The organism is Marivita lacus (assembly GCF_014637725.1).
GTDB lineage: Bacteria > Pseudomonadota > Alphaproteobacteria > Rhodobacterales > Rhodobacteraceae > Marivita > Marivita lacus.
The window spans coordinates 147,264-170,437 of the sequence record NZ_BMFC01000002.1 but is presented as its reverse complement, the minus strand read 5'-3'; the positions used below and the strand labels follow the sequence as shown (position 1 = coordinate 170,437).

Here is a 23,174-nt window from a genome sequence, read left to right as displayed (position 1 = left end):
CAAACAGGAGGGGCACATGACCTGGAAAACGCTCGACGACATGGACCTTGCGGGCAAGCGCGTGCTGACGCGGGTCGATATCAACGTACCGCTGGAAAACGGCGTGGTCACCGATGACACCCGGATCACCCGCATCGTGCCGACGATCACGGATATCCTTGACCAAGGCGGCACGCCGATCCTGCTGGCGCATTTCGGGCGGCCCAAGGGCAAGCCCGATCCCGAAATGAGCCTGCGTCTGGTGCAGCCCGCGCTGGAAGAGGCACTGGGCCGCGAGGTGGTTTTCATGGAAAGCCCGTCGCGCGCCGATATCGACGCTTTGCCGAAAAATTCCGTGGTGCTGGTGGAGAACACCCGCTTTTCCCCGATGGAAGAGGCGAATGACCCCAAGATGGCCGAGGCGCTGGCCGGGCTTGGCGATGTGTTCTGCAATGACGCGTTTTCCGCCGCACACCGCGCCCATGCCTCGACGACCGGCGTGGCGCATCTTTTGCCGTCCTGCGCAGGGCGTTTGATGGAGGCGGAGCTGCGCGCGCTCGAAGCGGCGCTGAGCAATCCGGAGCGTCCCGTGGTGGCTGTGGTCGGCGGCGCGAAGGTCTCGACCAAGCTCGACCTGTTGTCGAACCTCGTGGAAAAGGTCGACATCCTTGTGATCGGCGGCGGCATGGCAAACACATTTCTGGCGGCGCAGGGCGTGGATGTGGGCAAGTCGCTGTGTGAACACGATCTGGCCGACACTGCCCGCGCCATTGCCGAAAAAGCCATGACCACCGGCTGCGAACTGCTCTTGCCGCGCGACGTGGTGGTGGCGCGCGAGTTCAAGGCGGGTGCCGCGTCGGAGGTGGTCAAGACCGAGAACTGCCCACCGGACGCGATGATCCTCGACGCAGGACCGGACAGCGTCGCGCATATCTGCCAGGCCTTCGATCGGGCGAAAACGCTGATCTGGAACGGGCCTTTGGGGGCGTTCGAAATCGCGCCCTTCGATGCTGCGACCAATGCAGCGGCGGCCTATGCGGCTGGGTTGAGCCGGTCCGGAAAGCTGGTCTCGGTCGCGGGGGGCGGAGATACGGTTGCGGCGCTGAACAAGGCGGATGCGGCGGCGGGTTTCACATACATCTCAACCGCTGGCGGCGCGTTCCTCGAGTGGATGGAAGGCAAGACCCTGCCGGGTGTCGCGGCACTCGGCTGACCTGCCCCAAAGGCGAGTCCGCGCGGCAACAGCTGCGCGGTTTCCTGCGGGTTTTGCAGAAAAATGAAAACAGGGGATTCCCTTGGCAAATCCCCTGTGACAGGGTGGAGACACGTGCCCGACAAGAGGCACGATCAGAGGCAGATGATGACCCAAAACAGCACACGACCGGCCCTTGGAGGGCTTGTGTTCTTCGCAGGATCGTTCTGCGTCGGTGCCTATTTCATCTTTGCCGCCGTGCAGGGTGATTACGGTGTGTTCCGTCGCGCCGAAATCGTCGTCGAGACCCGCACGCTCGAAGCCGAGCTTGCGGAGTTGCAGGTCGAACTGGTGCGGATGGAGAACCTCACCCGCCGCCTGTCGGACACCTATCTGGACCTCGATCTGCTGGATGAACGCGCCCGCGACATGCTGGGGATGATCCGCACCGATGAAATCGTCGTGCGCTGAGATTTACCCTGACGTGGGAACCGGGGCCGCGCCATTACGGCCCCCACCCGGTCACATGAACATCGCCAGAATGCCGAGGAATGGAAGGAACATCATGAGGTCGGCCATGCCGCCGGCATCATCATCCTCTTCTTCGGCCTCCGTATCCGCGACAGCCTGCGCCTCTTCGAAGGCAAGGGTTTCCGCAGCACCCGCAGTTGCGGCGACGGTGGGAAAGTCGATGCCGGCAGGAGCAGGCGCAGGGTCCATCGCTTCTGTCTCGTCCGCGAAATCGTCGATCAGCGGATCGGGCAGCGACTCGGGAGACTCGTTCGAGATCACGTCCTGAAAGCCCTGCGAGGGGATGAAGTCGAACATGCGGACCTGCATGATTTCGCCCAGATCCATCTGCACGGACAGGTCAGTGCCCGACAGAACCAACGCGGGATCAATGGCTTCGACCACAGCATCCGAGTTGTTGGACCCGATGGGAGCACCATCCGCCACACCGAGGATCGAAATCTCGACCCGGCCCGCGTCGGTCACCAGACCCGAGAAATCCACAACCGTGTCCGCGCCGCCTTCCTGGGTTGCGGCGACGTAGAACAGCAGTTCGTTCGGTTCCCAGAAGCCGTGCAGGGAAATCCCGTCTTCCTCGACCTCGGTATCGGCGCCGGAGTCAGGTGTCAGATCAAGCGCGACCTTTCCCGGCAGCGCCTCTTGCATCATGTTGAACATCGCGCCGCCCGGCGTGAGGGTCGCCTGACCGTCATCGACGCTGAGCGTGTTGGGGGTGTTCTGGATCAACGGCCAGACATGCGCGGATTGCACATCATAGCGGAGGAATTCCTCCATGATGTTGATCATCTCGTGTGACTGGAACAGGCCAAAATCACTGGAGCGATCCAGAGACCCGCTGTTCCCGGCGGTGTTCCATTCGGTCACCGCGATGCGGGCATCGGGGATCACGTCAGCCCATGCCTCGTCGGTGTTGTTGAGGAAAAAACTGCGCTGGCTTTCGTTGACCTGCCCGCGCGAATAGACGTGCACGGAAATTTGGTCGACCGCCTCGCGCTCTGCCTCGGTGTCGAATTCGGACAGGATCATTTCATTGGCGACATTGGTCCAGTTGACCGCGCCAGAGCTGAACAGGCTGTCTTCGCCAAGGCTCAGGTCATAGGTGGCGTTCAGGTCGGCAAGGATATCGGTGCCCGCCATGTCGGCCGCATATTGATCCGACAGGCGCGCGAAATCGAAATTGGTGCCGGATTGCACGATGATGTCGGCATCCGAGTTCTGCAGGCTGAGTTCGTCATTGACGATGACGGCCATTTCGCTGGCAAGACGGCCATATTCGACCGACGACATCTGGCCGCTGCCCCAGTATTCATTGCCCAGCTCGAAGGCTTCGATCTCGGCATCGCCGTGCACACCGCTGACCACATCGCGGACGAAGCCGCGCAATGCGTCTTCGTCGATGGCGGCAAAGCGGTCACCATTGGCGTCTGTTGTCTCGGACAAGAGGTTGCGCGTCGGGATCACGATGGTGACGGACAGCCCTTCGTCGGTTGCATACCCCAAAGCTTCGTCCAATGGGATGAAATTGCGCAATTCGCCGGTGTCCCGGTCTGCAACGACCGAGGCATTGGGATCGGTGATGTCGAAGTAGCGTTCGGTGAGCGACCCGCCCGGATAGCGGAACGATCCCACACCCAGCTCTTCGATCAGGCGGTCATAATCCCCGCCCTGTTCCAATGTGGACCGCGTGGCAAGCACGTTGGCGCCGAACAGCCCTTGCGAGGCTTGCGATCCCATGAATCCAAAAGATGTAATTTCAGGCATAAATGCGGCATCCGAATGAGCAGGTAGTCATAATCTCTCCTCATTTTTGCCCAGATGTCTCTAGGCTTGTTAAAATGCGCCTCATTTCAGCCGTTATTGTTGGGTTGGCCTGAACAGTGCGTACGTCTTCCCTGCAATTGTCTTGCCAGTTGGGGTGTCCCGATTTGCAAAATTGTCGAATCGGCCTTATTCGTCCTGCGCATGGCCAAGATCGCCCCTTGCCTTTGACGGAACGTTGATCGTAGGCTTTCGGAAAAGGTTTAACGCTAAACTTCTTCCAGGGAGGCGCCCATGGCGGCACGGAAAACATCGGCCAAGGCAGACAGCCTGCCGAATGTCTCGGCAGAGGACCTGACCGCCTATTACCGCGACATGCTGCTGATCCGCCGGTTCGAGGAAAAGGCGGGCCAATTGTACGGCATGGGCCTCATCGGCGGGTTCTGTCACCTGTATATCGGTCAGGAAGCCGTGGTTGTCGGGTTGGAAGCCGCCGCAGAGGAAGGCGACAAGCGCATCACATCCTACCGCGATCACGGTCACATGCTGGCCTGCGGGATGGATCCGAACGGAGTGATGGCCGAACTCACCGGGCGCGAGGGGGGGTATTCCAAGGGCAAGGGTGGCTCCATGCACATGTTCTCCAAAGAGAAACATTTCTACGGCGGGCACGGCATCGTCGGGGCGCAGGTGCCGCTGGGTGCCGGTCTGGCCTTTGCCGACAAGTACAAGGGCACTGATCGCGTGACCTTCACCTATTTCGGCGATGGCGCGGCGAACCAGGGTCAGGTCTACGAGACCTTCAACATGGCCGCCCTCTGGCAGCTTCCAGTGATCTTTGTCATCGAGAACAACCAATACGCCATGGGCACCGCGCAGCGCCGATCGACCTCGACCCCCGATCTGCACACACGCGGCGCAGCCTTCGGCATCCCCGGCGAAGCGGTCGACGGCATGGATGTGCTGGCCGTGAAGGCGGCGGGGGACAAGGCGGTCAAGCACTGCCGATCCGGCAAGGGGCCGTATATCCTTGAAATAAAAACATACCGCTATCGCGGCCATTCCATGTCCGACCCGGCCAAGTACCGCACCCGCGAGGAGGTGCAGAAGATGCGCGAGGAACGCGACTGCATCGAACATGTGCGCGAGATGCTGCTTCAGGGCGGCCATGCGACCGAGGAGGATCTCAAGTCCATCGACAAGGAGATCAAGGCCGTCGTCAACGCCAGCGCCGATTTCGCCCGCGAAAGCCCGGAACCCAGCCTGGAGGAACTCTGGACCGATATCTATGCCGAGGAGACCGTGTGATGGCAGATATTGACCAGACCTTGCTTTGGAACCTGCTCAAGGAAATCCGCGATGACCAGAAAGCGATACGGAGCGATATTCACGTCATGGCAAATGACATGCGCAGTGTGAAAGGCCATATGGCAAGTTTCATGGCAAACGAGGTGGTGCAAGACACGCGCATCGCGGAATTGATGGAACGGCTGGAGCGGATCGAACGCCGCCTCGATCTGACGGAGGCAGAGTGATGGCGACCGAAGTCCTCATGCCCGCCCTCTCACCCACGATGGAAGAGGGCACGCTGGCCAAATGGCTGGTCAAGGAAGGCGACACCGTCAGAGCCGGTGACATCATGGCCGAGATCGAAACCGACAAGGCGACTATGGAATTCGAAGCCGTGGACGAAGGGATCGTCGGCAAGATCCTGATCCCCGAAGGCACCGAAGGCGTGCGGGTGAACACCCCCATCGCCGTCTTGATCGAAGACGGCGAAAGCGTCGACGACGCGGCACCCACGGCCCCGGCGCAAGCACTCGCGCCAGCGGACAAGGCGCAAAACTCGGAAGATCAGCCCAGTGCAGGCATGTCCCATCCCGAACCCGCCCGCGCCATCGCCAAGGCCGAAGCGCCCTGGCCCGAAGGCACCAAGACCCGGCAGATGACCGTCCGCGAAGCCTTGCGGGATGCCATGGCCGAGGAAATGCGCCGCGACGGCGACGTGTTCCTGATGGGTGAAGAGGTCGGCGAATACCAAGGCGCCTACAAGATCAGCCAGGGCCTGCTGGACGAATTCGGGGAGCGCCGCGTGATGGACACGCCGATCACCGAACACGGTTTTGCCGGGATCGCGGTGGGCGCCGCCTTTGGTGGGCTGCGTCCCATCGTCGAATTCATGACGTTCAACTTCGCCATGCAAGCCATTGACCAGATTATCAATTCGGCTGCCAAGACGCTCTACATGTCCGGTGGCCAGATGGGTGCACCGATGGTGTTCCGTGGCCCGAACGGCGCGGCCGCGCGTGTCGGCGCGCAGCATAGCCAGGATTACGCGGCATGGTACGCGCATATCCCGGGGCTCAAGGTGGCGATGCCCTATTCGGCCTCGGATGCCAAGGGATTGCTCAAGACCGCGATCCGTGATCCGAACCCGGTGATCTTTCTCGAAAACGAGATCCTCTATGGCAAAAGCTTCGAGGTGCCGGAAGGCGACGCCTACACCGTCCCGTTCGGCAAGGCCCGTGTCTGGCGCGAGGGGTCTGACCTCACCATCGTCAGCTTTGGCATCGGCATGACCTACGCCCTTGACGCCGCTGAAAAGCTTGCGAAAGACGGGATCGAGGCCGAGGTGATCGACCTGCGCACCCTGCGCCCCATCGACTATGACACGGTGATCGCAAGCGTTCAGAAAACCAACCGCTGCATCACCGTCGAAGAAGGCTTCCCGGTGGGCGCCATCGGCAACCACCTGTCGGCGGTGATCATGGAACGCGCCTTCGACTACCTGGATGCACCGGTGCTGAACCTGACGGGCAAGGACGTGCCCATGCCCTACGCGGCCAACCTCGAAAAGCTTGCGCTTGTGACCACCGCCGAGGTGATCGAAGCGGCGAAAAAGGTCTGCTACCGATGACCGACACGCTCAAGCCGTGGAAGAAGCCGCGCGCGCCCCATGACCTCATCACCCTGATCGAGGAGACCTGACATGCCCATCGAAATCCTCATGCCCGCCCTCTCGCCCACGATGGAAGAGGGCACGCTGGCGAAATGGCTGGTCAAGGAAGGCGACGTGGTGTCCTCGGGCGACATCGTGGCCGAGATCGAAACCGACAAGGCGACGATGGAATTCGAAGCGGTGGATGACGGCGTGATCGGCAAGCTGTTGGTCGCCGAAGGCACCGAGGGCGTCAAAGTGAACACCCCCATCGCGATGCTGCTCGAAGATGGCGAAAGCGCCGATGATCTGGGCACGCCCTCCGCGCCAAAAGAGGCCCCGGCCTCATCGAACATCGGCCCGGCCGAGGCCTCGGAGGCAACCACCCCCGCAAAGGGCTATGGCCGCGGTGAGGCCCCGCAGACCAAGACCGCATCCGGCGATCGCATTTTCGCTTCACCGCTTGCGCGCAGGATCGCCAACGACAAGGGTCTGGACCTGAGCCAGATCACGGGCTCCGGCCCCCGTGGGCGCATCGTCAAGGCCGATGTCGAAAGCGCGTCGTCCCAGAGCGCCACTGCCCCGACCAAGGACGAAGTCCCCGCGTCCGCCCCGGCCCCGAAGCCCGTCGATGCCAGCGCAGTGGCCCGCATGTATGAAGGCCGCGCCTATACCGAAGTGCCGCTGGACGGCATGCGCAAGACCATCGCTGCGCGCCTCACCGAGGCCAAACAGACAATCCCGCATTTCTACCTGCGCCGGTCCGTGACCCTCGACCCGCTCATGGCGTTCCGCGCGCAACTCAACGCCCAACTCGAAAAGCGCGGCGTGAAACTCAGCGTCAACGACTTCATCATCAAGGCCTGTGCTCTGGCCCTGCAACAGGTGCCTGCCGCCAATGCCGTCTGGGCGGGCGATCGCATCCTGCAACTGGAACCGTCAGATGTGGCCGTGGCCGTGGCCATCGAGGGTGGGCTGTTCACGCCGGTGCTCAAGGACGCGCACCAGAAATCCCTGTCGGCGCTGTCCGCCGAGATGAAGGATCTGGCCACCAGCGCCCGCGACCGCAAGCTGGCCCCGCATGAGTATCAGGGCGGCAGCTTTGCCATCTCCAACCTCGGCATGTTCGGGATCGAGAATTTCGACGCTGTCATCAACCCGCCGCATGGGGCGATCCTCGCCGTCGGCGCGGGGATGAAAAAACCGGTGGTGGGAGGGGATGGCACGCTCACCGTTGCAACAATGATGTCCATGACACTGTCGGTGGATCATCGCGTGATCGACGGCGCACTGGGCGCCGAACTCCTCCAAGCGATCGTGGACAACCTGGAAAACCCGATGGCAATGCTCGCCTGACCCGGTCTTCTCTGGTTCCGAAATACCTCGGGGGAGTCGCCCTTGGGCGACGGGGGCAGCGCCCCCGTGTTTCCGTCACCGGAAACAGGCGATGCGTCACCGCATCGCCACCCTCACCTCACGCACCCGAACGCAGGATTTGGTCCATGCTGATCGACGGCTGCGCACAGCCCGCCTCGCCCACGATCCGCGCCGGAACCCCGGCCACGGTCTTGCAGGGCGGCACCTCATCCAGCACCACGGACCCGGCAGCCACGCGCGAACAATTGCCCACGCGGATATTGCCCAGCACCTTGGCACCCGCCCCGATCAGCACACCATCACCGATCTTGGGATGACGATCTTCCTCTTCCTTGCCGGTTCCGCCCAGCGTCACGGAATGCAGCATTGACACGTTGTCGCCCACAACCGCCGTTTCCCCGATCACGATGGAATGGGCGTGGTCGATCATGATGCCCTGCCCGATCTTCGCCGCCGGGTGAATGTCGACGCCGAACGCCTCGGAACAGCGCATCTGGACGAAATAGGCCAGATCGGTCCGCCCCTGCCGCCAAAGCCAGTTTCCAAGCCGGTAGCACTGGATCGCCTGGAACCCCTTGAAGAACAGCAGCGGCTGCAAAAACCGGTGGCAGGCGGGATCGCGTTCATAGACCGCCACGATATCGGCGCGCGCCGCCATGGCAAGCTGCGGGTCAGAGGCAAAGGCCTCGTCACAAATCTCGCGCAGGATCTGCTCGGTCATCTCGCCATTGGCGAGCTTCAGCGAAATCCGGTAGCTCAGCGCCCGTTCGAGGCTCGGATGGTGCAGCACCGAGTAATGGATCATACCACCCAGCAGCGGTTCCTTGGCCACAGCCTCGTCCGCTTCCCTGACGATCCGGGCCCAGACCGGATCTACCGAAGCAAGTTTTGCGCGCGTTTCAGCCATGCCATATCTCCTTTACAGTACGAGTTTAGCAGATAGGCGCAAAGATCGAAAACGCAAAGCTGTGATCGCAAAGATCACCGCAAAGAATGGCGCTCCTGCGCGTGTCCTGAGGCCTTGGTTTCGGACAACCGCGCCAAAAGTGCGCTCAGAACGCACAGCCAGGCGGTCAAACCCTCCATGTTCTGAAACGAACAACGGTCGTGCCGGTCATGGCGCAGCGCTGCCGCGATCAGGCTGCCATCGCCAAACACCGGATGCGCGGCGCGATACTTCAGACGGTAAGCCTCGGCCAGATCGGCGTCATGGATCAGTTCCGCAATGACCTCTGCCTGCCGGTCAGGCGGCACGGCGGCCACGACCGACACCGCCGCCAGCACATCGTTGTAGATCACGGGCGTCACGGCAGCACCGCGATCCGCACAGCCGGTCCTGCGCCAAAGCGGTCAGACACCTGCGCGACCTCGATCTCCACCGCCCCATTGGCCCCGTCCTCAGCTTGCATCACCGCGCTGTATGTCCAAGCCGCGGCACCCAGATCAACGTGGCGCAGGACGCTGCCCCCGACCAGAACGCGCAGCACATAGGCCTCCCGGTCCTCACCCAGCGGGATTTCTGGCAGGTCCCAGCCATCCGCCTCGATCCGCGCACGGCGAATCCAGGACACCACCAGATCGCCCGCAACGGATCGTGCCGTCAGATGCACCGGGCTGTAAGGCCGCAGCCCGATCCCGGCAAACGCCTGCACCTCGTGTCTGTAGGCGGCATGATCATGGGGTTTGTCCGCCGGACCGATCCGGTAGTGCCGCACCTGCCCACGCTGCGCCGTTGCCAAAGCGATCTGGCGCGGCGTGCCGTCCAGTCGCACGAAATACGCGCCCGCCTCCAGAATGTCGGGCATCAGCGCATCGGTCCCGAACTGTCCGCGCAATAGTTCGCTGATCCGCCAGACCCCCGGTCCGATCAGCTCGGCGGTCCGGAACTGGATCACCTCCCACGTGCCCGGATCACCCGTCCCGATGGCCGCAAGGTTCGCCCCGCCCAGCAGTCCGGCCTCACTCACCGACGACAGGCTGCCCGAGGTCAGGGCCACGTCGATCCGCGTCGCGTGATCCACCAGCCCGGACGCAGCCCGCAACACGGCCGTGCGCGTGACACCGACAGTTGCGGCCACGCCCACCAGCCCGTTCAGCGCATAGCCGGCATCCTCTGCCGCGTCATACACAGCCACATCCCCCGGCCAAGGATCCGCCGTCACCGCCAGATGTGGCGCATGCGGCACCTCGTCGCCTCGCATCAAGGGCAGATCAAGAAAGAGCGGCAGGACCGGCCCGCTCGACACATGGCGCTGTGACGGTGTCGGATCATCCGGGAAATCCGCCGGAAGATACACACCGGGCTCGACCCGCACCGCGTCGATCAAAAGGTGCGTGGTCTGCTCCACCCTGTCGATGCGCACCGTCATCGCACCTGCCTCACTGGGCAGCCGAACCAGATCGCCCGCGCCCAGCGCCTGTTGCGACAAGGGCAACGCAAAGCGCACCCCGTCCCGCGACACCCGCGCCTCGCTCAGCCAGCGCTCGACCGCTTGGCGCCCCTCGGGCCGCGTCAGCAAAAGCGGGACCTCGCTTTCCGCCACAGCATGGGTGCCTTCGTCGGGCAGCACCGATTCCTCGGAAATATTGCGGTAGTCGCCATCCGCCTCCACAAAGTTCAGCCGCACGCGCCCCGACATCTCGGCCTCGGAGCTGCGGCTCTGCACAACCTCGACCCCCAGATCGTCATGCGCCGCGAACTGGTCGAACCCAAGCGACACCGCCCTCGCGCCACTGCGATTGCGAAACACCACCACCCCGTCGCGTTCGATCGCGTCGAACCCGTAAGCCATCATCAAAGGCTGCAAGGCCCGCCGCGCATCCGCCACATCCGGCGCAAGATACCCGCGCACAAAGCCGTAAAGCCCGCTCACGTCATAGTCGCGCAGCCCCGATCGCTCACAGATCTCGGCCACCACCGAGGCCAATGTGCGCCCCGACACCCGCCCGTTGATCCAGTGCCCGCGCCGGTAGTTTGGCCCGTCCGACCACATCTCGTCCACATTGGGAAACCACGGATAGGGCCGCGCATCCCAGGCCCAGACAAAGACCCGCCCCATGTCGATCATCGGCTCGCCATAAAGCCCCGACACCGGGTTATGCGCCGGATCTCCCCAGTATGACAGCATCGCGCGCAGGTATTGATGCTGGATCAATTCGTCCCGCAACCCGTTGGAATAAGACGGTAATGTGCTTTCGGAACTCTTGGGATCAAGAAACTTGTTCGGCTCGTTCGTGGACTTGTTGACCGCGGCACAGCCGATTTCCGTAAACCAGATCGGCTTGCTTTCCGGCACCCATTCCGTTGGAACCACCTGACGCACCCCGCCGATCCGGTTGTGATGCGGCTGCGACCACCAGTTGCGGATGTCCTTGTAGCGGTACACCCAGGGCTCGTCATTCGCCCCATCGGTGATCAGCGCGCGCTGTTGGAGATCGCGCGCCTCTTGCGACGGATAGTACCAGTCATACCCCTCGCCCCCGGCGACATTCGCCCGCAGGTAATCAAGGTTGTAGATCGCGCCCCAGCCCGCATCGGCATGGTCTTCGCCATCCCGCCAATCCGACAGGCGCATGTAGTTGTCGATGCCGATGAAATCGACATGCCGATCGGCCCAAAGCGGATCGAGGTGAAAATACACGTCCCCGCTGCCATCCTGAGGGTGGTAGCCGAAATATTCAGACCAATCCGCCGCATAGCCGATCTTCACGCCCGGCCCGAGGATCGCGCGACACTCCGCCGCCAGCACCCGCATGGCCTCAACCGCCGGAAATCCCGACGCGCCCCGCAATTGCGTCAGGCTGCGCATTTCAGACCCTATGCAGAACGCGGTCACACCTCCGGCCACGGCGCAAAGATGGGCCTGATGCAGGATGAACCGGCGATAGCCCCAATCCTGCGCCTCGGGAGTGTAGGTGACAGAGCCGTCTTCGACCACGAAATCCCCTACCGACGCCGACCCAAAGAACGCCGCCACCTCGTCATCGATCACGCTGGTCCCGGTCGGATCACCCGCTTGCCCCGGAGCCACGCTCGCCGTGATTCGCCCCCGCCATGGCAGCTTCGGTTGACCCACCCCTCCGGTCCACGGATCGGGCAATCCGTTGCCGGGCATCTGCTCCATCAGGATGAACGGGTAATACAGAACCTCCAGCCCCTTGACCGTCATGTCGCGGATCGACTGGATCACCGATGCATCACAGGGCGTCCCGCCATAAACCGGGCGCCCCTCCTCGACAGGCACCAAACCGGCATCGGCGCGCACCAGCCCGCTGACCACCCAAGGCATCCCGGTGCTGTCCACCTCATTCTGCTCGACCTTCGGTTCGATCACGCAATCCCCACAGCGCAGGTCACTGCCGAACCAGCTCACAACCAGCGACACCGCCCCGCAATCGGGCACCTCGTCCTGCAAATGCCTGAGGGATGTGACGAAATCCGGTCGGTCAGACGGACTGTTGACATTTATGGTGGTCGATTTGCCAGCACCTCCATCGAGCACAACAGGCTCGGTGGCCAACGAATACTCCCCCGTCCCCGGAATCATCGCCACAGCGCGGATGTTGAAGGGCACATCCTCGGGATCGTCCTGCACGGGGCGCGTCACCTCAAAGGAAAACTGCGGCACCCGGTTGCCAAAGCGCTCCAGGTCCAGGTCCTCGAACACCACGTAAGCCGTGCCGCGATAGGCCGGCACCGCACCCACGCCCTCGACCGCTTCCATCTTCGGATCGGGCATCTGGTCCCGCGAACCCGGATAGACAACCATGTTCAGATCAAAGACCGACACTTCGTCCCCGTCGGCCCAGATGCGGTTCACGCTGGTGATCTCGCCTTCGCACAGCGCCACGGCAAGGCTCACCGAATAGCTGTATTCCCGGATCGTCGGCTGTGCGGACAAGCCCTTTCCACCGCCGGATTTCGACACGTGTTCCTTGAACTGCGTCGCCCAGATGATGTGCCCGCCGACCCGCATCCGCCCGTAAATCTGCGGGATTGGCTGGCCTTCCCCCGCCGTGCTCAGCCGCAAACGGTCCAACCGCCCGGTCTCGATGCTGCGCGCTCCGCCGCCCAGAACCCGCTGGTCGATGGCCCGGCCAAGCGTCGCCCCCGCGAACCGACCCACCGCCGACATGGACAGGCCCAGCACCGATCCGCCAAGGCTGCTGCCCAGCGCAGCACCTGCCGCCGAAAGAACCAGTGTCGCCATCCGTCTATCCTTCCTGAATGTCGGGAAACCCGAACCGCGCCACGATGCGCCGCTGCCAGGGCGCGCTGAGCGCGGTTTCCAGAACCCCGTGCCCGGAATAGGCATGCACGAACCGCGCGCCCGCGCCGATCCGGGTCTGAATGCCCAGATGTTTTGCAACGCCACGGTCGCGCATCCGGAACAGGATCAAATCACCCGCCGCCTCATCGTCCAACGCCCGGCCCGGCATCCGCGCCGCAAGCGCGCGCCACAGCACCTCGTCCCCCTGCGGTTCGGACCAGTCGGGCGTATAGGCCGGCACATCGCCCGGCTCGGCCCCGTAAAGCGTCCGCCAGACCCCGCGCAACAGCCCGAGACAATCCGCACCCGCACCGATCAGACTGGCCTGATGCACATAGGGCGTCCCGATCCAGCGCCGCGCCTCGGTCACAACCTCGCCGCGCGTCATCGCAGGCTCCCGCCGCCGCGCGACCGTGCAGAGCTTGGCGGGATCAAGACCCACTCCTCCTGCGGAATGTCCGGAAACCCTTGGAAATTCACCACATTGTCGAACTTGGCGCGACAGGTCTCGAACCGCTTGTCACAGCCAACGATCAACCTGACCCGGTCGCCCACGGCCACCACAGCCCGCAATGGCTCCCAAAGCTCGATCTGCCGCGCACCATCCTCGAACAGAACATCGCGCTTGACCGCAGCCCACAAGCCTTCGGCAGAGCCATCGAGGACCGTCAAACGCCCCCGCTGGAACCACGCAGCTTCGAACCCCGACGCTCCGGCCAATACCAGCGCACCCTGATCGCTGACGCCGGTCACCGTCGCCTCAGCCGACATCGTCACCGCGTCAGTGTTCACCCCGCAGGTCGCATCGCCCAGAACTGCCAGACAGGGCGCCTGGTACACCCGCCCGACAGGCCGGTTGAGCCATTCCGTCAGCCCGCGCAACTCTGCCGTAAACGCGCCGCCGCTGCGGGTGATCTCACCAAGCGATCCACGAAACAGCACCTTGCGCGCCGCCACATCGGCCCAGTTGACCAGCCATGCCGTCACCTCGGCCCCATCAAAGCGCCCTGCGGCGATATCGGCCTCGGACACGCTGGCATCCGACAGCGCCCCGATGGCTTCGGAATTGTCCACCGACAGTCCCGTGCCCTGCTGCACCGCCGCGGCACTCATACCCGTATCGGCCCGGTACACCACACCGCCGAAACTCAGGTCGCGGTCATGATCCGTAAACCCGAACCGCCGCCCGTCCTTGCGCCGGACCTCCCAGGCCCGCGCGACAGTCGTGACACCAATGGCCAGATGCGCCGCCAGCGCGTCCGCGCCACTCATACGCGCAACTCCACAACCGGCACATCCGGCACCTCGCCTGCCTGAAACGTCGCGGCAGAGGTCTGGATGCGATCCGTGTCGAACCGCACCGGCACGTCAAACTCGAAGCCCGCCGTCACCGGAACACCCAAAGCCGGCGCCGCAAGAAACGACACAACTCCGGTCGCCGCATCGACGGTAAAATCCACCCCCTCGACCTGCGCCACGCCGTCCAAGGCAACGACAACGCTCCCCGCAGCCGGCTTGGCCACCGGGCGCAGATAAACCGCATCCCCCGACGCATACGCCTTGCGCAACGCAAATGCGGTCGCAACGCCGTCCCCTGACCCGATGACCTGATCCGCGGCCGACACCTGCGCCGAGGGCTTGCACGATTTGAAATCCGCCCAATCCTTCCAGCGAAAGCCGTACATCTGCCCACGCCGCGCCTCGAAAAACGCGATCAACGTGTCGATATCGTCCATCGACCGCAGCCCGATCCCGGCATCATACCGCCTGCGCGAGTGCGCCCAGGGCGTGTTGCGCTCCTCGAACCCGCTCGCCAGCGTGACCACATCCGTTCGCCGCTCTGGCCCGCCGATGGAGCCGAAACTCAGCGCTGTTGGAAACCGCACCTCATGAAACCGCATGCTCGTCCCTCCTCACAGGTTCCGCTGACCTGCACCCAGCACCCGGCCCATCTGCGCCGCGATCTGGCTTTGCGACCGCCGGAACCCCTGTACATCCGGGGTCGAGATGTTCATGACCACATTGACCGCACGCCCTCCGCCGCCAGCCCGCACTCCCAGCTTGCCATCGGCCCCCCGCGCCAACGGCATGATCGCCTCCGGCCCGGCCTCGCCCATCAATCCGACACCGCCCCGCATCGGAAACGTCGTCGGCCCGCTGATCACGCCGCCATCGGCAAAGGGCATCACGCGGCCTTGCGCAAAGCTCGCTCCATTGGCAAAGGGCAGCAGGTTGCTGATCCCCTGCATCACCAACCCGCTCAGATGCTCTTTCACCGGGTTAACGGCAGCACGGTATGTCGCGCCGATCATCGACTGCGCAATGGTGCCCAGCGCGTCCGACAGCTTCATTCCATCAAAGACAATCCCATCAATCGCCCGGCTCAAACCGCTGTTCAGCGCACCTTCCAGCTTGGACGCGCCCTTGCCAGTCTCCGCCAGAGACTCCCGCACCTTCGCCATCTCGGCCTGAAACCCGCCCGCCATGCTCGACGCCCCGGCCAATGCCTCTTCCAAGGCGCTCACCTGCGCCTCGAACCCATCCATGCTGTCCAACTCAATCATCCTGATCCCCCCGCTTGTCCGGATAGGCCGCCATCAGCGCGTCCAATCCGCTCCGCCCCAAAGGGGCTGACCCGCCCCCCAGCAGCAGATGCAACTCCGCCGGGGTCAGCGCCCAGAACTCCGCCGGGCGCAGCCCCAGCCCGCGCACTCCGGCACGCAACAGCCCGGGCCAGTCGAACCGGCTCATCCCTCGCCCACCGGCACGAACGCCCGCGCGAGCAATTCCGCCGCCACCCGCGCCGCCGCCAATGGCCCGCCGTCGATCTCCGCCGCCAGCAAATCCGCCGACGTCCCGCGCCAGCCCCCGCCGCGCAATCCGGCCACGATCAACGCCAGCACATCGCGGCTCGAACACCCGCCGCCTTCGAACCGCGCCACCAGATCAACCAACGTGTCTGCCTTGAGACCCGCCTCCAGTTCCGCCAATGCCCCCAGCGTCAACCGCAGCACATGCGGCTCCCCGTCGATCACCAGCGTCACCTCTCCGCGCCAGGGGTTCGCCATGCTCAGACCGCCGCCGTGAAGGCCACAACACCCGCCGAGGCCAGCGACAACTCATAAGTCGCCTCGCCATTATGCGACCCGGCATAGTCCAGCCCCGTCACCTGGAACGGCGCCTGCACCACGCCGAAATCCGGGATGATCACCTGGAACGCTGGCGTCTGGCTGTCGAAAAAGATCTGCCGCGCCCGCTCATCCGTGCTGGCATCCTTGAAAACCCCGGCACCGGATATCGCGACACTGCGCACACCCGCACCCGCCAGCAACTCGCGCCACCCGCCGTCGCTCTCAAGCGAGGTCACATCCACCGCTTCGGCGTTGAAACTGATCCGCGTCGCCCGCAGCCCCGCCAGCGTTTCGAACGTGCCGCTGCCATCCAAATCGACCTTGATCAAAAGGTCTTTCCCGTTCTGAGCACCCATCGCCCACACTCCCTGTCTGGAAATTTCCTGGAAATCCGAAACGCCCTCAGGCGTCATCCTCGACCCGCGCGCGAAAGGTCAGGTCAACCCTCCGCCGCCCTGCCTTTTCCCGCTGCGCCACCGCCCGCTTGAAGTTGAGCGCCACCAAGCGGCCCCGGTCCAACACCAACCCGGCGTCGATCAGCGCGTCACACACCGCCGCCGACACCTCCTTGGCTGTCTGAAACCCCGCATCGTCCGAGATCACCGACACCGCGAATTCGTGCCACGCGCCGCGCCCGGTCTTGTCGCTGGCATCCACCGCCCGCTCCGGGCCCAGCGCCACGTAGAGCTCCGGCAACCGCCCCTTGGGCACCGCGTCATAAACCCGGCTTCCCACCAGCGCAGTCAACGCCGCATCGCCCTGCAAACGCTGGTACACAGCCCCCTGCAACGCCGCCGCCACCGCATAGCTCATGTCGCCACCTCCTCGTCACAGAGGCAGGTCAGAAACCGACCACCCGGATCGGCCTCGGTCACCGAATTGATCCGAAACACCCGCGCACCGTCCCGAAACCGCTGCTCCGGCAAAGGCCGCGCAGACTGCCCCTGCGGCACACCCCGCACCAAGACCCGAAACCCGGTCACCGAAACCTGCCCGGCCTCGCCAACGCCCTCGCGTCCGGACCGAGGTTTCACCTCACCCCACAACACGCCCAGCGCGACCCAGCTTTCATGCATCCCACCCGCGCCATCGGGCACCGACTCCAGCCGCTCCAGAACCAGCTTCGATGTGAGCCGCGGCCCGCTCATGTCCCGAACCCCAGCCGTACAGGGCGATAGCGCGCGATGAGGCTGGTGACGCCAAACGGCATGCAGCCCTGCCCCAGCGCGGTCTCGTCGCGATATTCGTAGTAATGCGCCGCCAGCAGCATCACCGCCTGCGCCAGATCGGCGGGCAGATCGCCAAACGCCTCCGCCATACCCGCACGAAACCGAACCTCAACGCTCCCATGCTCGGGGATGGACGGCAGACAGGCCCCCATCGGCACCAGCTTGGGCGCGTCACCATCCGCCACCAACGCATAGCGCGCCGCGTCCACCACAGCGCCCGCCCCGAACGCATCGACCAGTGTGACCTGCGTCACCGCCCGCACCGGCGCAATCGGAAGCCCCTGGCCGGTCACGTCCCGCCAACGATGCAGACTGCACAGGAAATCGCGCACCAGAAGCGCCTTGCCCGTCCGCGCCTCGACCGCAGCCATCGCCGCCCGCAAAAACCCGCCCAGCAAGCCATCCTGAAGCCCGTCCTCGACAAACCCGCTGCCTAGCCTCAGATGGTCGCGCAACCGCGCCACCGGCAGGGCCGCGTCATCAATCTGGCTCTCTTCAATCAAGTACATCTCGTGTTCCCCGCAAACCTGTCCCTCATTCAGAGGCCGGTAAGTTGTCGGACGCGCGCCGCCGCCGCTGCTCGGACGGAGGGAGCGGCTAGACAACGCCGGCACACCGGCGCGCGCCCCATGAGGAAGACGGCCCGCACCGCCTTCCCCATGTCCGCCATCACCGCTCAGGCGGTGGCGAAGCGCAGCAACTTGATCGCGGCGAAATCGCTCACGTTCCCGCCCACTCGCTTGGTCGCGTAGAACAGCACATGCGGCTTGGCGCTGAACGGATCGCGCAGCACGCGCAGGTCAGGGCGTTCGGCAATCGTGTAGCCCGCGCGGAAATCACCAAAGGCAATCGCATTTGCCCCCGACGCGATGTCCGGCATGTCCTCGGCCACCAGCACCGGATAGCCCAGCAGACGCGCAGGCTCTCCGCTGGTGAAACCGTCCGACCACAGGTGACGCCCGTCCGCATCCTTCAGCTTGCGCAGCGTCCCGGCAGTCTTCGAGTTCATCACGAACACCGCATTGGCGCGGTATTCCGCCCCCAGCGCATAGACCAGCTCGATCAGCGCGTCGCCATTGCCGATGGACCCGTCAATACCTGTCGGCACATAGCCGATATTGGTCCACTCCCAGACGTCGTTGTCCACCGCCGGATGGGTCAGAAACCCTTTGGGCTTGTCATTGCCGTCACCGTTGATGAACGCGCCTGCCTCGGCCCGTGCAAACGTGTCAGCGATCTTGCCCGCCAGCCAAGTCTCGATGTCGAACGCCGTGTCGTCCAGCAACCGCTGGCTCGCCTTGGGCATCGCGCTCAGCTCGTGCAGCTTGATCGAGATGCGGTCGATGGTCGGTGTCCCGGTCTCGGACCGCGACGCAGCCTCGTCGGCCCAACCCGCCCCCGCATTGCCCTGGTCGATCAGCACGTCATAGCTCGACGCCTCGACATTCACGACCGACGCCACCGCGCGCAGCGACGCGCTGCTTTTCAGCACGCCCTGAATGGTCTCCGATGTCACCGGGTCGATCAGGAACCCGCCATCGCCGTTCACCATTGTGGACATGGATTTCACATCCATTTCCAGCCCGCGCAGCGCATCGTCATCGCCAGTACGCAGATAGGCGTCGAACGCCTGGTAATGGACGTCCTCGGTCTTCACACCACCGGCCAGCGCCGGACGCCCCACAAGGGCGGTCTTTCGATCAATCCTGGTCATTCGCTCTTCCTGTTCCTGTAGCTTTCTGTCGAAATCGTCGCGCTGTCGGCGCATGTCGCCGACCAGCCCCGCAAGGGCCGCACCCACCTGGGTGAACGGAGACACATCTTCCCCGCTCCGCGACGTTGTCCCGGTCTCACTCATCCCGATTTTCCCATCTCTGAAGGGTGGCCCTAGCCCCAGCCGTCCACCAATGTCCGGCGCGCCTCTTCGATCAGGCGTGCCATCTCCCGCAGGTCAGCCTCAACCGGGGTCTCCCCCTTGGCCGCAACCCGCGCACTGGGCAGCATCGGGAACGTCACCAGCGACACCTCCCACAGCTCCAGTTCCATCAGGACCCTGCGGCCCTGCTTGTCCTTCGTGGCGGCCTTGGTGCGATAGCCGATCGACAGCCCGTCAATCGCACCCGCGGCCACCAGCGCCGCCGCCTCCCGGCCCCGTGCCACGGTCTCCAGCAACCGACCTTTCACGTAAAGCCCAATGGCGTCCTCGCGCACCTCGTCCCAGATTCCGATGGGCTGCGCCGGATCATGCTGCCACAGCATCTTGACCGCCCGGCCAGCTTCGGCCAACCGCGTCAACGACGCCGCATAAGCCCCCGATGCCACGACATCATTGCCTTGATCGCAATCCCCGAACCGCGATGCATAGCCTTCGATCACGCAGCCGTCCGTAACCGTCACATCCGCATCGAACCGGCAGAATTTCCGTTCCAAATCCATCTCAATCCCCCTCATGGCGTCACCTGAACGAACTTCAGGAACACATCCGCCAACACCGCCGCCGCGACGCCGTACACCGCCAGCCACACCCGCCGCTCCAGCCGCTCGATCAGCCCCTCGATCCGGTCCAGCCGCGCCGAGATCCCCTCGATCCGCAGCTGCGTCACCCGTTCATGCGCCTCCAGCCGCAAGGCCGGCGCACAATCGAACGGCTCATACCCCCCGCGCGTGTCACTCATCGGCCAGCACCGGCAGGCCGAGCAGCGCGCGCTTCTCCGCCGCAGTCAGGAACTCCGCCCGCGCCACCCGCGCCCATTGTGCATCGCGCTCCGCCGCCAGCGCGGGCACCTGATCAAGGTCAGGCTTGAGCACCAGATCCGCGCCCGCATGCTCCGACAGCCACGCCGACAGCGCAGCCGTCACCCGCGTCACCAGCGGCAAAACCGTGAGGCGATAGAACGCCCGATGCGCCTCGGCGTAATTGGCAAAGGTCGCCTCGCCGGGAATGCCCAGCAGCATCGGAGGCACCCCGAACGCCACCGCGATCTCGCGCGCCGCCGCTTCCTTGGTTTTCTGGAACTCCATGTCAGAGGGCGAAAATCCCATCGGTTTCCAATCCAGCCCACCCTCCAGCAACATCGGCCGCCCGGCATTGCGCGCGCCCATGTGATGGCTCTCGATCTCCTCGACCAAACGATCGTATTGCTCCGTCCCCATGCCCGAAACGCCATCAACGCCGTGATAGACAATCGCCCCCGAAGGCCGCGCCGCATTGTCCAGCAATCCCTTCGACCAGCGCGACGCCGCGTTGTGCACGTCCAGCGCCTGCGCCGCTGCAACCATCGGGCTCAACCCGTAATGGTCGTCCTGCGGGTGAAATGCCTTTACATGACAGACAGGCCGCGCGCCGTCCCCCATCTCGAACCGGTGCGACTTGCCGCCGACCCCGTATTCATAGGCCACAGGCCACCCGTCCGGCCCCGGCACCAGCTTCATCCGGTCCGACCGCAACACATGCAGCTCGCCCGGCACACCACCGGCGCCCACCGCTTCGAAATACCCGTCCCCGGACAGCAAGAGCTGACCGTAGAACGCCTCGAAAAGCTCCGCCTGCCCCTGCGCCGGGTTCGGGCGGCGCAACAGGTCCAGCACCGGATGCACCTCGTAGCGCTGTGCGGCATCCTGCAACACCAAAGGCATCGCCGCCGACGCCTCCGCGATCAGCTTGACCGCACGAAACCCCACCGGGTTGCCGGTGAACCCCGTCCGCGTCAGCGACGCCGTATCCCGCGCCGACCAGGCCACGCGCCCCATGTTCTGCCAGGCCACGACCGGCCCGGTTGCACTGGCCTTGGCCTCTACCTCGGCCACATCCTTGCGTCCCCGCCGAAAGACATCCCACACCATGCTGCCCATGCTCCTCGCAAATCCGTTTCGGTTTCGGCGCGGCCGGGACAGGCTCTCCACCCGTCCCGACCACCCCCAGACGCACCCGTCTCTCGATGAAACCAACCTACCGGCCAAAGGTTAACGGCTGGAAACCATACCGTGCGCTCAGCGGCGCAACGTCCGAACACGTGGAACACGCCATTCCGCCGCCCGAGCGATCACCAGATCGGTCAGCGCCCAGACCAACGCATCCAGACGGTCCGGCGATCCCGATCCCTGGTAGCCCAGCCGGGTCATCCGGCACATCTCGTCCTCCAGCGCGTCGAACACACCGAAATGCGCCACGCGCCCCTGCTCGTACAAGGCAGCCACCGGCTCGGCCCGCGCGCCTTTGGATTTCGACGCATGCACCCGCACCACCGGCACCATCGGATCGACCTGCCGCAACACCGCCTCCACCATGTCACCGCCCTGATTGACCTCGGCCACCAGCGCATGCGCGCCCCAGCGCTCCATCGCCGTGATCGCCCGCCGCGCCCAGACAAGCGGCGACACCCCCTGCACCGTGCAATCCTCCAGCACCACAGCGCGCCAATCCTGCGGCGGCCCGTCCGTGACCACCCCGGCCACGACGATCCCACAGGCATCCGATCCCTTGCCACTGCTCGCCGTCGGATCAACCGCCACCACGATCCGGTCAAACACCGGCACCTCCGCACAACGTGCCGCCTCCAGCGCCTCCATCGACCACAGCGCCCCCTCGGCCTGATCCAGCAGATCCCCGTCCAGTTCCTGCCGCCCAAGCCGAGTGCCCGCATAGCGCGCCCGCACCTCGTCAAGGAACGACGACGCCAGATAGGCCCGGTTCGCCTCGGTCGGCGCCCGCGTCACCACTGTGGACGGCGCCGCCAGCAAATCCTTCAAGACACCCACATTTCTGGGCGTCGTCGTCACGCAAACCCGAGGATGCGATCCCAGCCGCAGCGTGAACTGCAACATGTCCCACGCCTCCTGCGCCCGCCGCCACTTGGCCAATTCGTCCACCCACGCGCCGTCAAACTGCGGCCCGCGCAACGATTCCGGGTCATGCGCCGAACACGCCACCGCCTCGGCCCCGTTGGGCCAGCGCAGCATCCGCCGCGTCGCCAGCCATTCCGGCCTGCGGTCTGGCGGCGAACAGGCCATGATCCCGCTGTCGCCAAAGATCATCACCTCGCGCACCTGGTCCAAAGTCTCGCCCACCAGCGCCACGCGTCGGGCCAGCCCCTTGTCCTTTGGCCGCGATCCCTCGACCATGGACCGCACCCATTCGGCACCGGCGCGGGTTTTCCCCGCGCCGCGCCCACCAAGGATCACCCAAGCGCGCCAATCGCCCTCGGGTGGCAACTGATGCGGATGCGCCCAGAACTCGAACAGGTAGGGCAGCGCCAAAAGCGCCCCCTTCACCTCGTCAAGACTGTCCAGGAACGCCTCCCTCTCGGCAACAGGTGCGGAGGCGATCAAGTCTGCACCTGACCGCAGCCCGCGCCGCGTCGAGGTCAAGCCCGTAAGCTCCGTCGATGGCGGCATGTTCTCGGCGATGTCTTTCAATCTGTACCTCCGTTTCCTTGGCGTGTTTCAGCCAGACACGCAGTTCGGCCAGCACCTTGGCCGCCTCACCCGCCGTGCCCGTTTCTCCGGCTTCCACCTTGCTGCGCAGCGCCGCCACCGTCTCGCGGATGGTCCGCAATTCCTGCGCAATGGCATCGCGCTCGGTCTCGAGCGCGCTGCCCGTTTCTTCTGCAGTGATCAGAACCATGCGATCCCTGCCTCCTGTGCTGAATGGATCTCCGTCCATCGACGCACCGGCAGGCCACGGAACACACCGCAACCTGTTGATGCCTAGCAGGCACCGACCAAAAGGCATCAAGACAGGAAAGAACCGCCTAACGCGGCGCGCGATGG

Annotated in this window: 26 protein-coding genes; 6 read left to right on the top strand and 20 right to left on the bottom strand. The window is 64.4% G+C overall.

Going from position 1 to position 23,174, the window contains the following annotated elements; genetic code table 11:
• Positions 1 to 16 precede the first annotated feature (16 nt).
• Together IEV82_RS05480 and IEV82_RS05475 are read left to right on the top strand one after the other, a co-directional pair.
• The gene (locus tag IEV82_RS05480) at positions 17 to 1,192 is read left to right on the top strand and encodes a phosphoglycerate kinase (RefSeq protein ID WP_188480969.1); all 1,176 of its coding nucleotides are present in this window, start codon (positions 17 to 19) and stop codon (positions 1,190 to 1,192) included.
• Positions 1,193 to 1,339: 147 nt separating this feature from the next.
• Positions 1,340 to 1,642, top strand: coding sequence for an FtsB family cell division protein (locus IEV82_RS05475; protein ID WP_188480968.1), 303 nt, complete (start codon positions 1,340 to 1,342; stop codon positions 1,640 to 1,642).
• A 51-nt stretch (positions 1,643 to 1,693) separates the two neighbouring features.
• Here the strand turns inward: IEV82_RS05475 and IEV82_RS05470 are convergent, their stop codons facing one another.
• Entirely contained in the window at positions 1,694 to 3,463 is a 1,770-nt protein-coding gene (locus IEV82_RS05470; RefSeq protein ID WP_229747688.1) for a hypothetical protein, read from the bottom strand.
• Between the two features lie 291 nt (positions 3,464 to 3,754).
• On the opposite strand from IEV82_RS05470, the gene pdhA reads away from it, so the two are divergent.
• The 4 genes from pdhA (at position 3,755) to IEV82_RS05450 (ending at position 7,754) form a co-directional block, all read left to right on the top strand.
• Positions 3,755 to 4,768, top strand: a complete 1,014-nt coding sequence (pdhA, locus tag IEV82_RS05465; RefSeq protein ID WP_188480966.1) for a pyruvate dehydrogenase (acetyl-transferring) E1 component subunit alpha — start codon at positions 3,755 to 3,757, stop codon at positions 4,766 to 4,768.
• Complete coding sequence (locus IEV82_RS05460; protein ID WP_188480965.1) at positions 4,768 to 4,995, top strand: hypothetical protein; 228 nt, start codon at positions 4,768 to 4,770, stop codon at positions 4,993 to 4,995. Before pdhA ends, IEV82_RS05460 begins: the two co-directional genes overlap by 1 nt.
• Positions 4,995 to 6,377, top strand: coding sequence for a pyruvate dehydrogenase complex E1 component subunit beta (locus tag IEV82_RS05455; RefSeq protein ID WP_188480964.1), 1,383 nt, complete (start codon positions 4,995 to 4,997; stop codon positions 6,375 to 6,377). The genes IEV82_RS05460 and IEV82_RS05455 overlap by 1 nt, the downstream gene beginning before the upstream one ends.
• Before the next feature lie 72 nt (positions 6,378 to 6,449).
• Positions 6,450 to 7,754: a pyruvate dehydrogenase complex dihydrolipoamide acetyltransferase gene (locus IEV82_RS05450; protein WP_188480963.1), complete on the top strand. Its 1,305-nt coding sequence runs from the start codon at positions 6,450 to 6,452 to the stop codon at positions 7,752 to 7,754.
• Positions 7,755 to 7,872: 118 nt separating this feature from the next.
• Here the strand turns inward: IEV82_RS05450 and cysE are convergent, their stop codons facing one another.
• The 19 genes from cysE to IEV82_RS05355 all read right to left on the bottom strand — a co-directional run bounded on the left by cysE (position 7,873) and on the right by IEV82_RS05355 (position 23,028).
• Positions 7,873 to 8,682, bottom strand: coding sequence for a serine O-acetyltransferase (cysE, locus tag IEV82_RS05445; protein WP_188480962.1), 810 nt, complete (start codon positions 8,680 to 8,682; stop codon positions 7,873 to 7,875).
• Between the two features lie 74 nt (positions 8,683 to 8,756).
• Positions 8,757 to 9,083 (bottom strand): DUF7742 family protein, encoded by a 327-nt coding sequence (locus IEV82_RS05440; RefSeq protein ID WP_188480961.1) that lies wholly within the window; start codon positions 9,081 to 9,083, stop codon positions 8,757 to 8,759.
• Positions 9,080 to 12,985: a baseplate multidomain protein megatron gene (locus IEV82_RS05435; RefSeq protein WP_188480960.1), complete on the bottom strand. Its 3,906-nt coding sequence runs from the start codon at positions 12,983 to 12,985 to the stop codon at positions 9,080 to 9,082. Before IEV82_RS05435 ends, IEV82_RS05440 begins: the two co-directional genes overlap by 4 nt.
• 4 nt (positions 12,986 to 12,989) lie before the next feature.
• Positions 12,990 to 13,433 carry an NlpC/P60 family protein gene (locus tag IEV82_RS05430; protein WP_188480959.1) on the bottom strand — a complete coding sequence of 148 codons (444 nt, stop codon included), beginning with the start codon at positions 13,431 to 13,433 and terminating at the stop codon, positions 12,990 to 12,992.
• A complete protein-coding gene (locus IEV82_RS05425; RefSeq protein WP_188480958.1) occupies positions 13,430 to 14,317 on the bottom strand; it encodes a phage/gene transfer agent baseplate hub protein in 888 nt (295 codons plus the stop codon). The genes IEV82_RS05430 and IEV82_RS05425 overlap by 4 nt, the downstream gene beginning before the upstream one ends.
• Entirely contained in the window at positions 14,314 to 14,946 is a 633-nt protein-coding gene (locus IEV82_RS05420) for a DUF2460 domain-containing protein (protein WP_188480957.1), read from the bottom strand. The genes IEV82_RS05425 and IEV82_RS05420 overlap by 4 nt, the downstream gene beginning before the upstream one ends.
• 12 nt (positions 14,947 to 14,958) lie before the next feature.
• On the bottom strand, positions 14,959 to 15,609 hold the full coding sequence (locus IEV82_RS05415; protein ID WP_188480956.1) for an RcGTA-type gene transfer agent tail tape measure protein: 651 nt from the start codon (positions 15,607 to 15,609) through the stop codon (positions 14,959 to 14,961).
• A complete protein-coding gene (locus tag IEV82_RS05410) occupies positions 15,602 to 15,796 on the bottom strand; it encodes a rcc01693 family protein (protein WP_188480955.1) in 195 nt (64 codons plus the stop codon). The genes IEV82_RS05415 and IEV82_RS05410 overlap by 8 nt, the downstream gene beginning before the upstream one ends.
• Positions 15,793 to 16,113, bottom strand: a complete 321-nt coding sequence (locus IEV82_RS05405; RefSeq protein WP_188480954.1) for a gene transfer agent family protein — start codon at positions 16,111 to 16,113, stop codon at positions 15,793 to 15,795. Before IEV82_RS05405 ends, IEV82_RS05410 begins: the two co-directional genes overlap by 4 nt.
• A 2-nt stretch (positions 16,114 to 16,115) precedes the next feature.
• Positions 16,116 to 16,532 (bottom strand): phage major tail protein, TP901-1 family, encoded by a 417-nt coding sequence (locus IEV82_RS05400; protein WP_188480953.1) that lies wholly within the window; start codon positions 16,530 to 16,532, stop codon positions 16,116 to 16,118.
• A gap of 46 nt (positions 16,533 to 16,578) precedes the next feature.
• Positions 16,579 to 16,989, bottom strand: coding sequence for a DUF3168 domain-containing protein (locus IEV82_RS05395; protein WP_188480952.1), 411 nt, complete (start codon positions 16,987 to 16,989; stop codon positions 16,579 to 16,581).
• Positions 16,986 to 17,324 (bottom strand): head-tail adaptor protein, encoded by a 339-nt coding sequence (locus tag IEV82_RS05390; protein ID WP_188480951.1) that lies wholly within the window; start codon positions 17,322 to 17,324, stop codon positions 16,986 to 16,988. Before IEV82_RS05390 ends, IEV82_RS05395 begins: the two co-directional genes overlap by 4 nt.
• Positions 17,321 to 17,914: a head-tail connector protein gene (locus tag IEV82_RS05385; RefSeq protein WP_188480950.1), complete on the bottom strand. Its 594-nt coding sequence runs from the start codon at positions 17,912 to 17,914 to the stop codon at positions 17,321 to 17,323. Before IEV82_RS05385 ends, IEV82_RS05390 begins: the two co-directional genes overlap by 4 nt.
• Before the next feature lie 167 nt (positions 17,915 to 18,081).
• Positions 18,082 to 19,263, bottom strand: a complete 1,182-nt coding sequence (locus IEV82_RS05380) for a phage major capsid protein (RefSeq protein WP_188480949.1) — start codon at positions 19,261 to 19,263, stop codon at positions 18,082 to 18,084.
• A 29-nt stretch (positions 19,264 to 19,292) separates the two neighbouring features.
• A complete protein-coding gene (locus tag IEV82_RS05375; RefSeq protein ID WP_188480948.1) occupies positions 19,293 to 19,841 on the bottom strand; it encodes an HK97 family phage prohead protease in 549 nt (182 codons plus the stop codon).
• 11 nt (positions 19,842 to 19,852) lie between these two features.
• Positions 19,853 to 20,080, bottom strand: a complete 228-nt coding sequence (locus IEV82_RS05370) for a GTA head formation protein, RCAP_rcc01685 family (RefSeq protein WP_188480947.1) — start codon at positions 20,078 to 20,080, stop codon at positions 19,853 to 19,855.
• Positions 20,073 to 21,248, bottom strand: a complete 1,176-nt coding sequence (locus tag IEV82_RS05365) for a phage portal protein (RefSeq protein ID WP_188480946.1) — start codon at positions 21,246 to 21,248, stop codon at positions 20,073 to 20,075. The genes IEV82_RS05370 and IEV82_RS05365 overlap by 8 nt, the downstream gene beginning before the upstream one ends.
• Positions 21,249 to 21,395: 147 nt before the next feature.
• Positions 21,396 to 22,799 carry a DNA-packaging protein gene (locus IEV82_RS05360; protein WP_188481411.1) on the bottom strand — a complete coding sequence of 468 codons (1,404 nt, stop codon included), beginning with the start codon at positions 22,797 to 22,799 and terminating at the stop codon, positions 21,396 to 21,398.
• Complete coding sequence (locus IEV82_RS05355) at positions 22,681 to 23,028, bottom strand: hypothetical protein (protein WP_188480945.1); 348 nt, start codon at positions 23,026 to 23,028, stop codon at positions 22,681 to 22,683. The genes IEV82_RS05360 and IEV82_RS05355 overlap by 119 nt, the downstream gene beginning before the upstream one ends.
• Between the last annotated feature and the right edge of the window lie 146 nt (positions 23,029 to 23,174).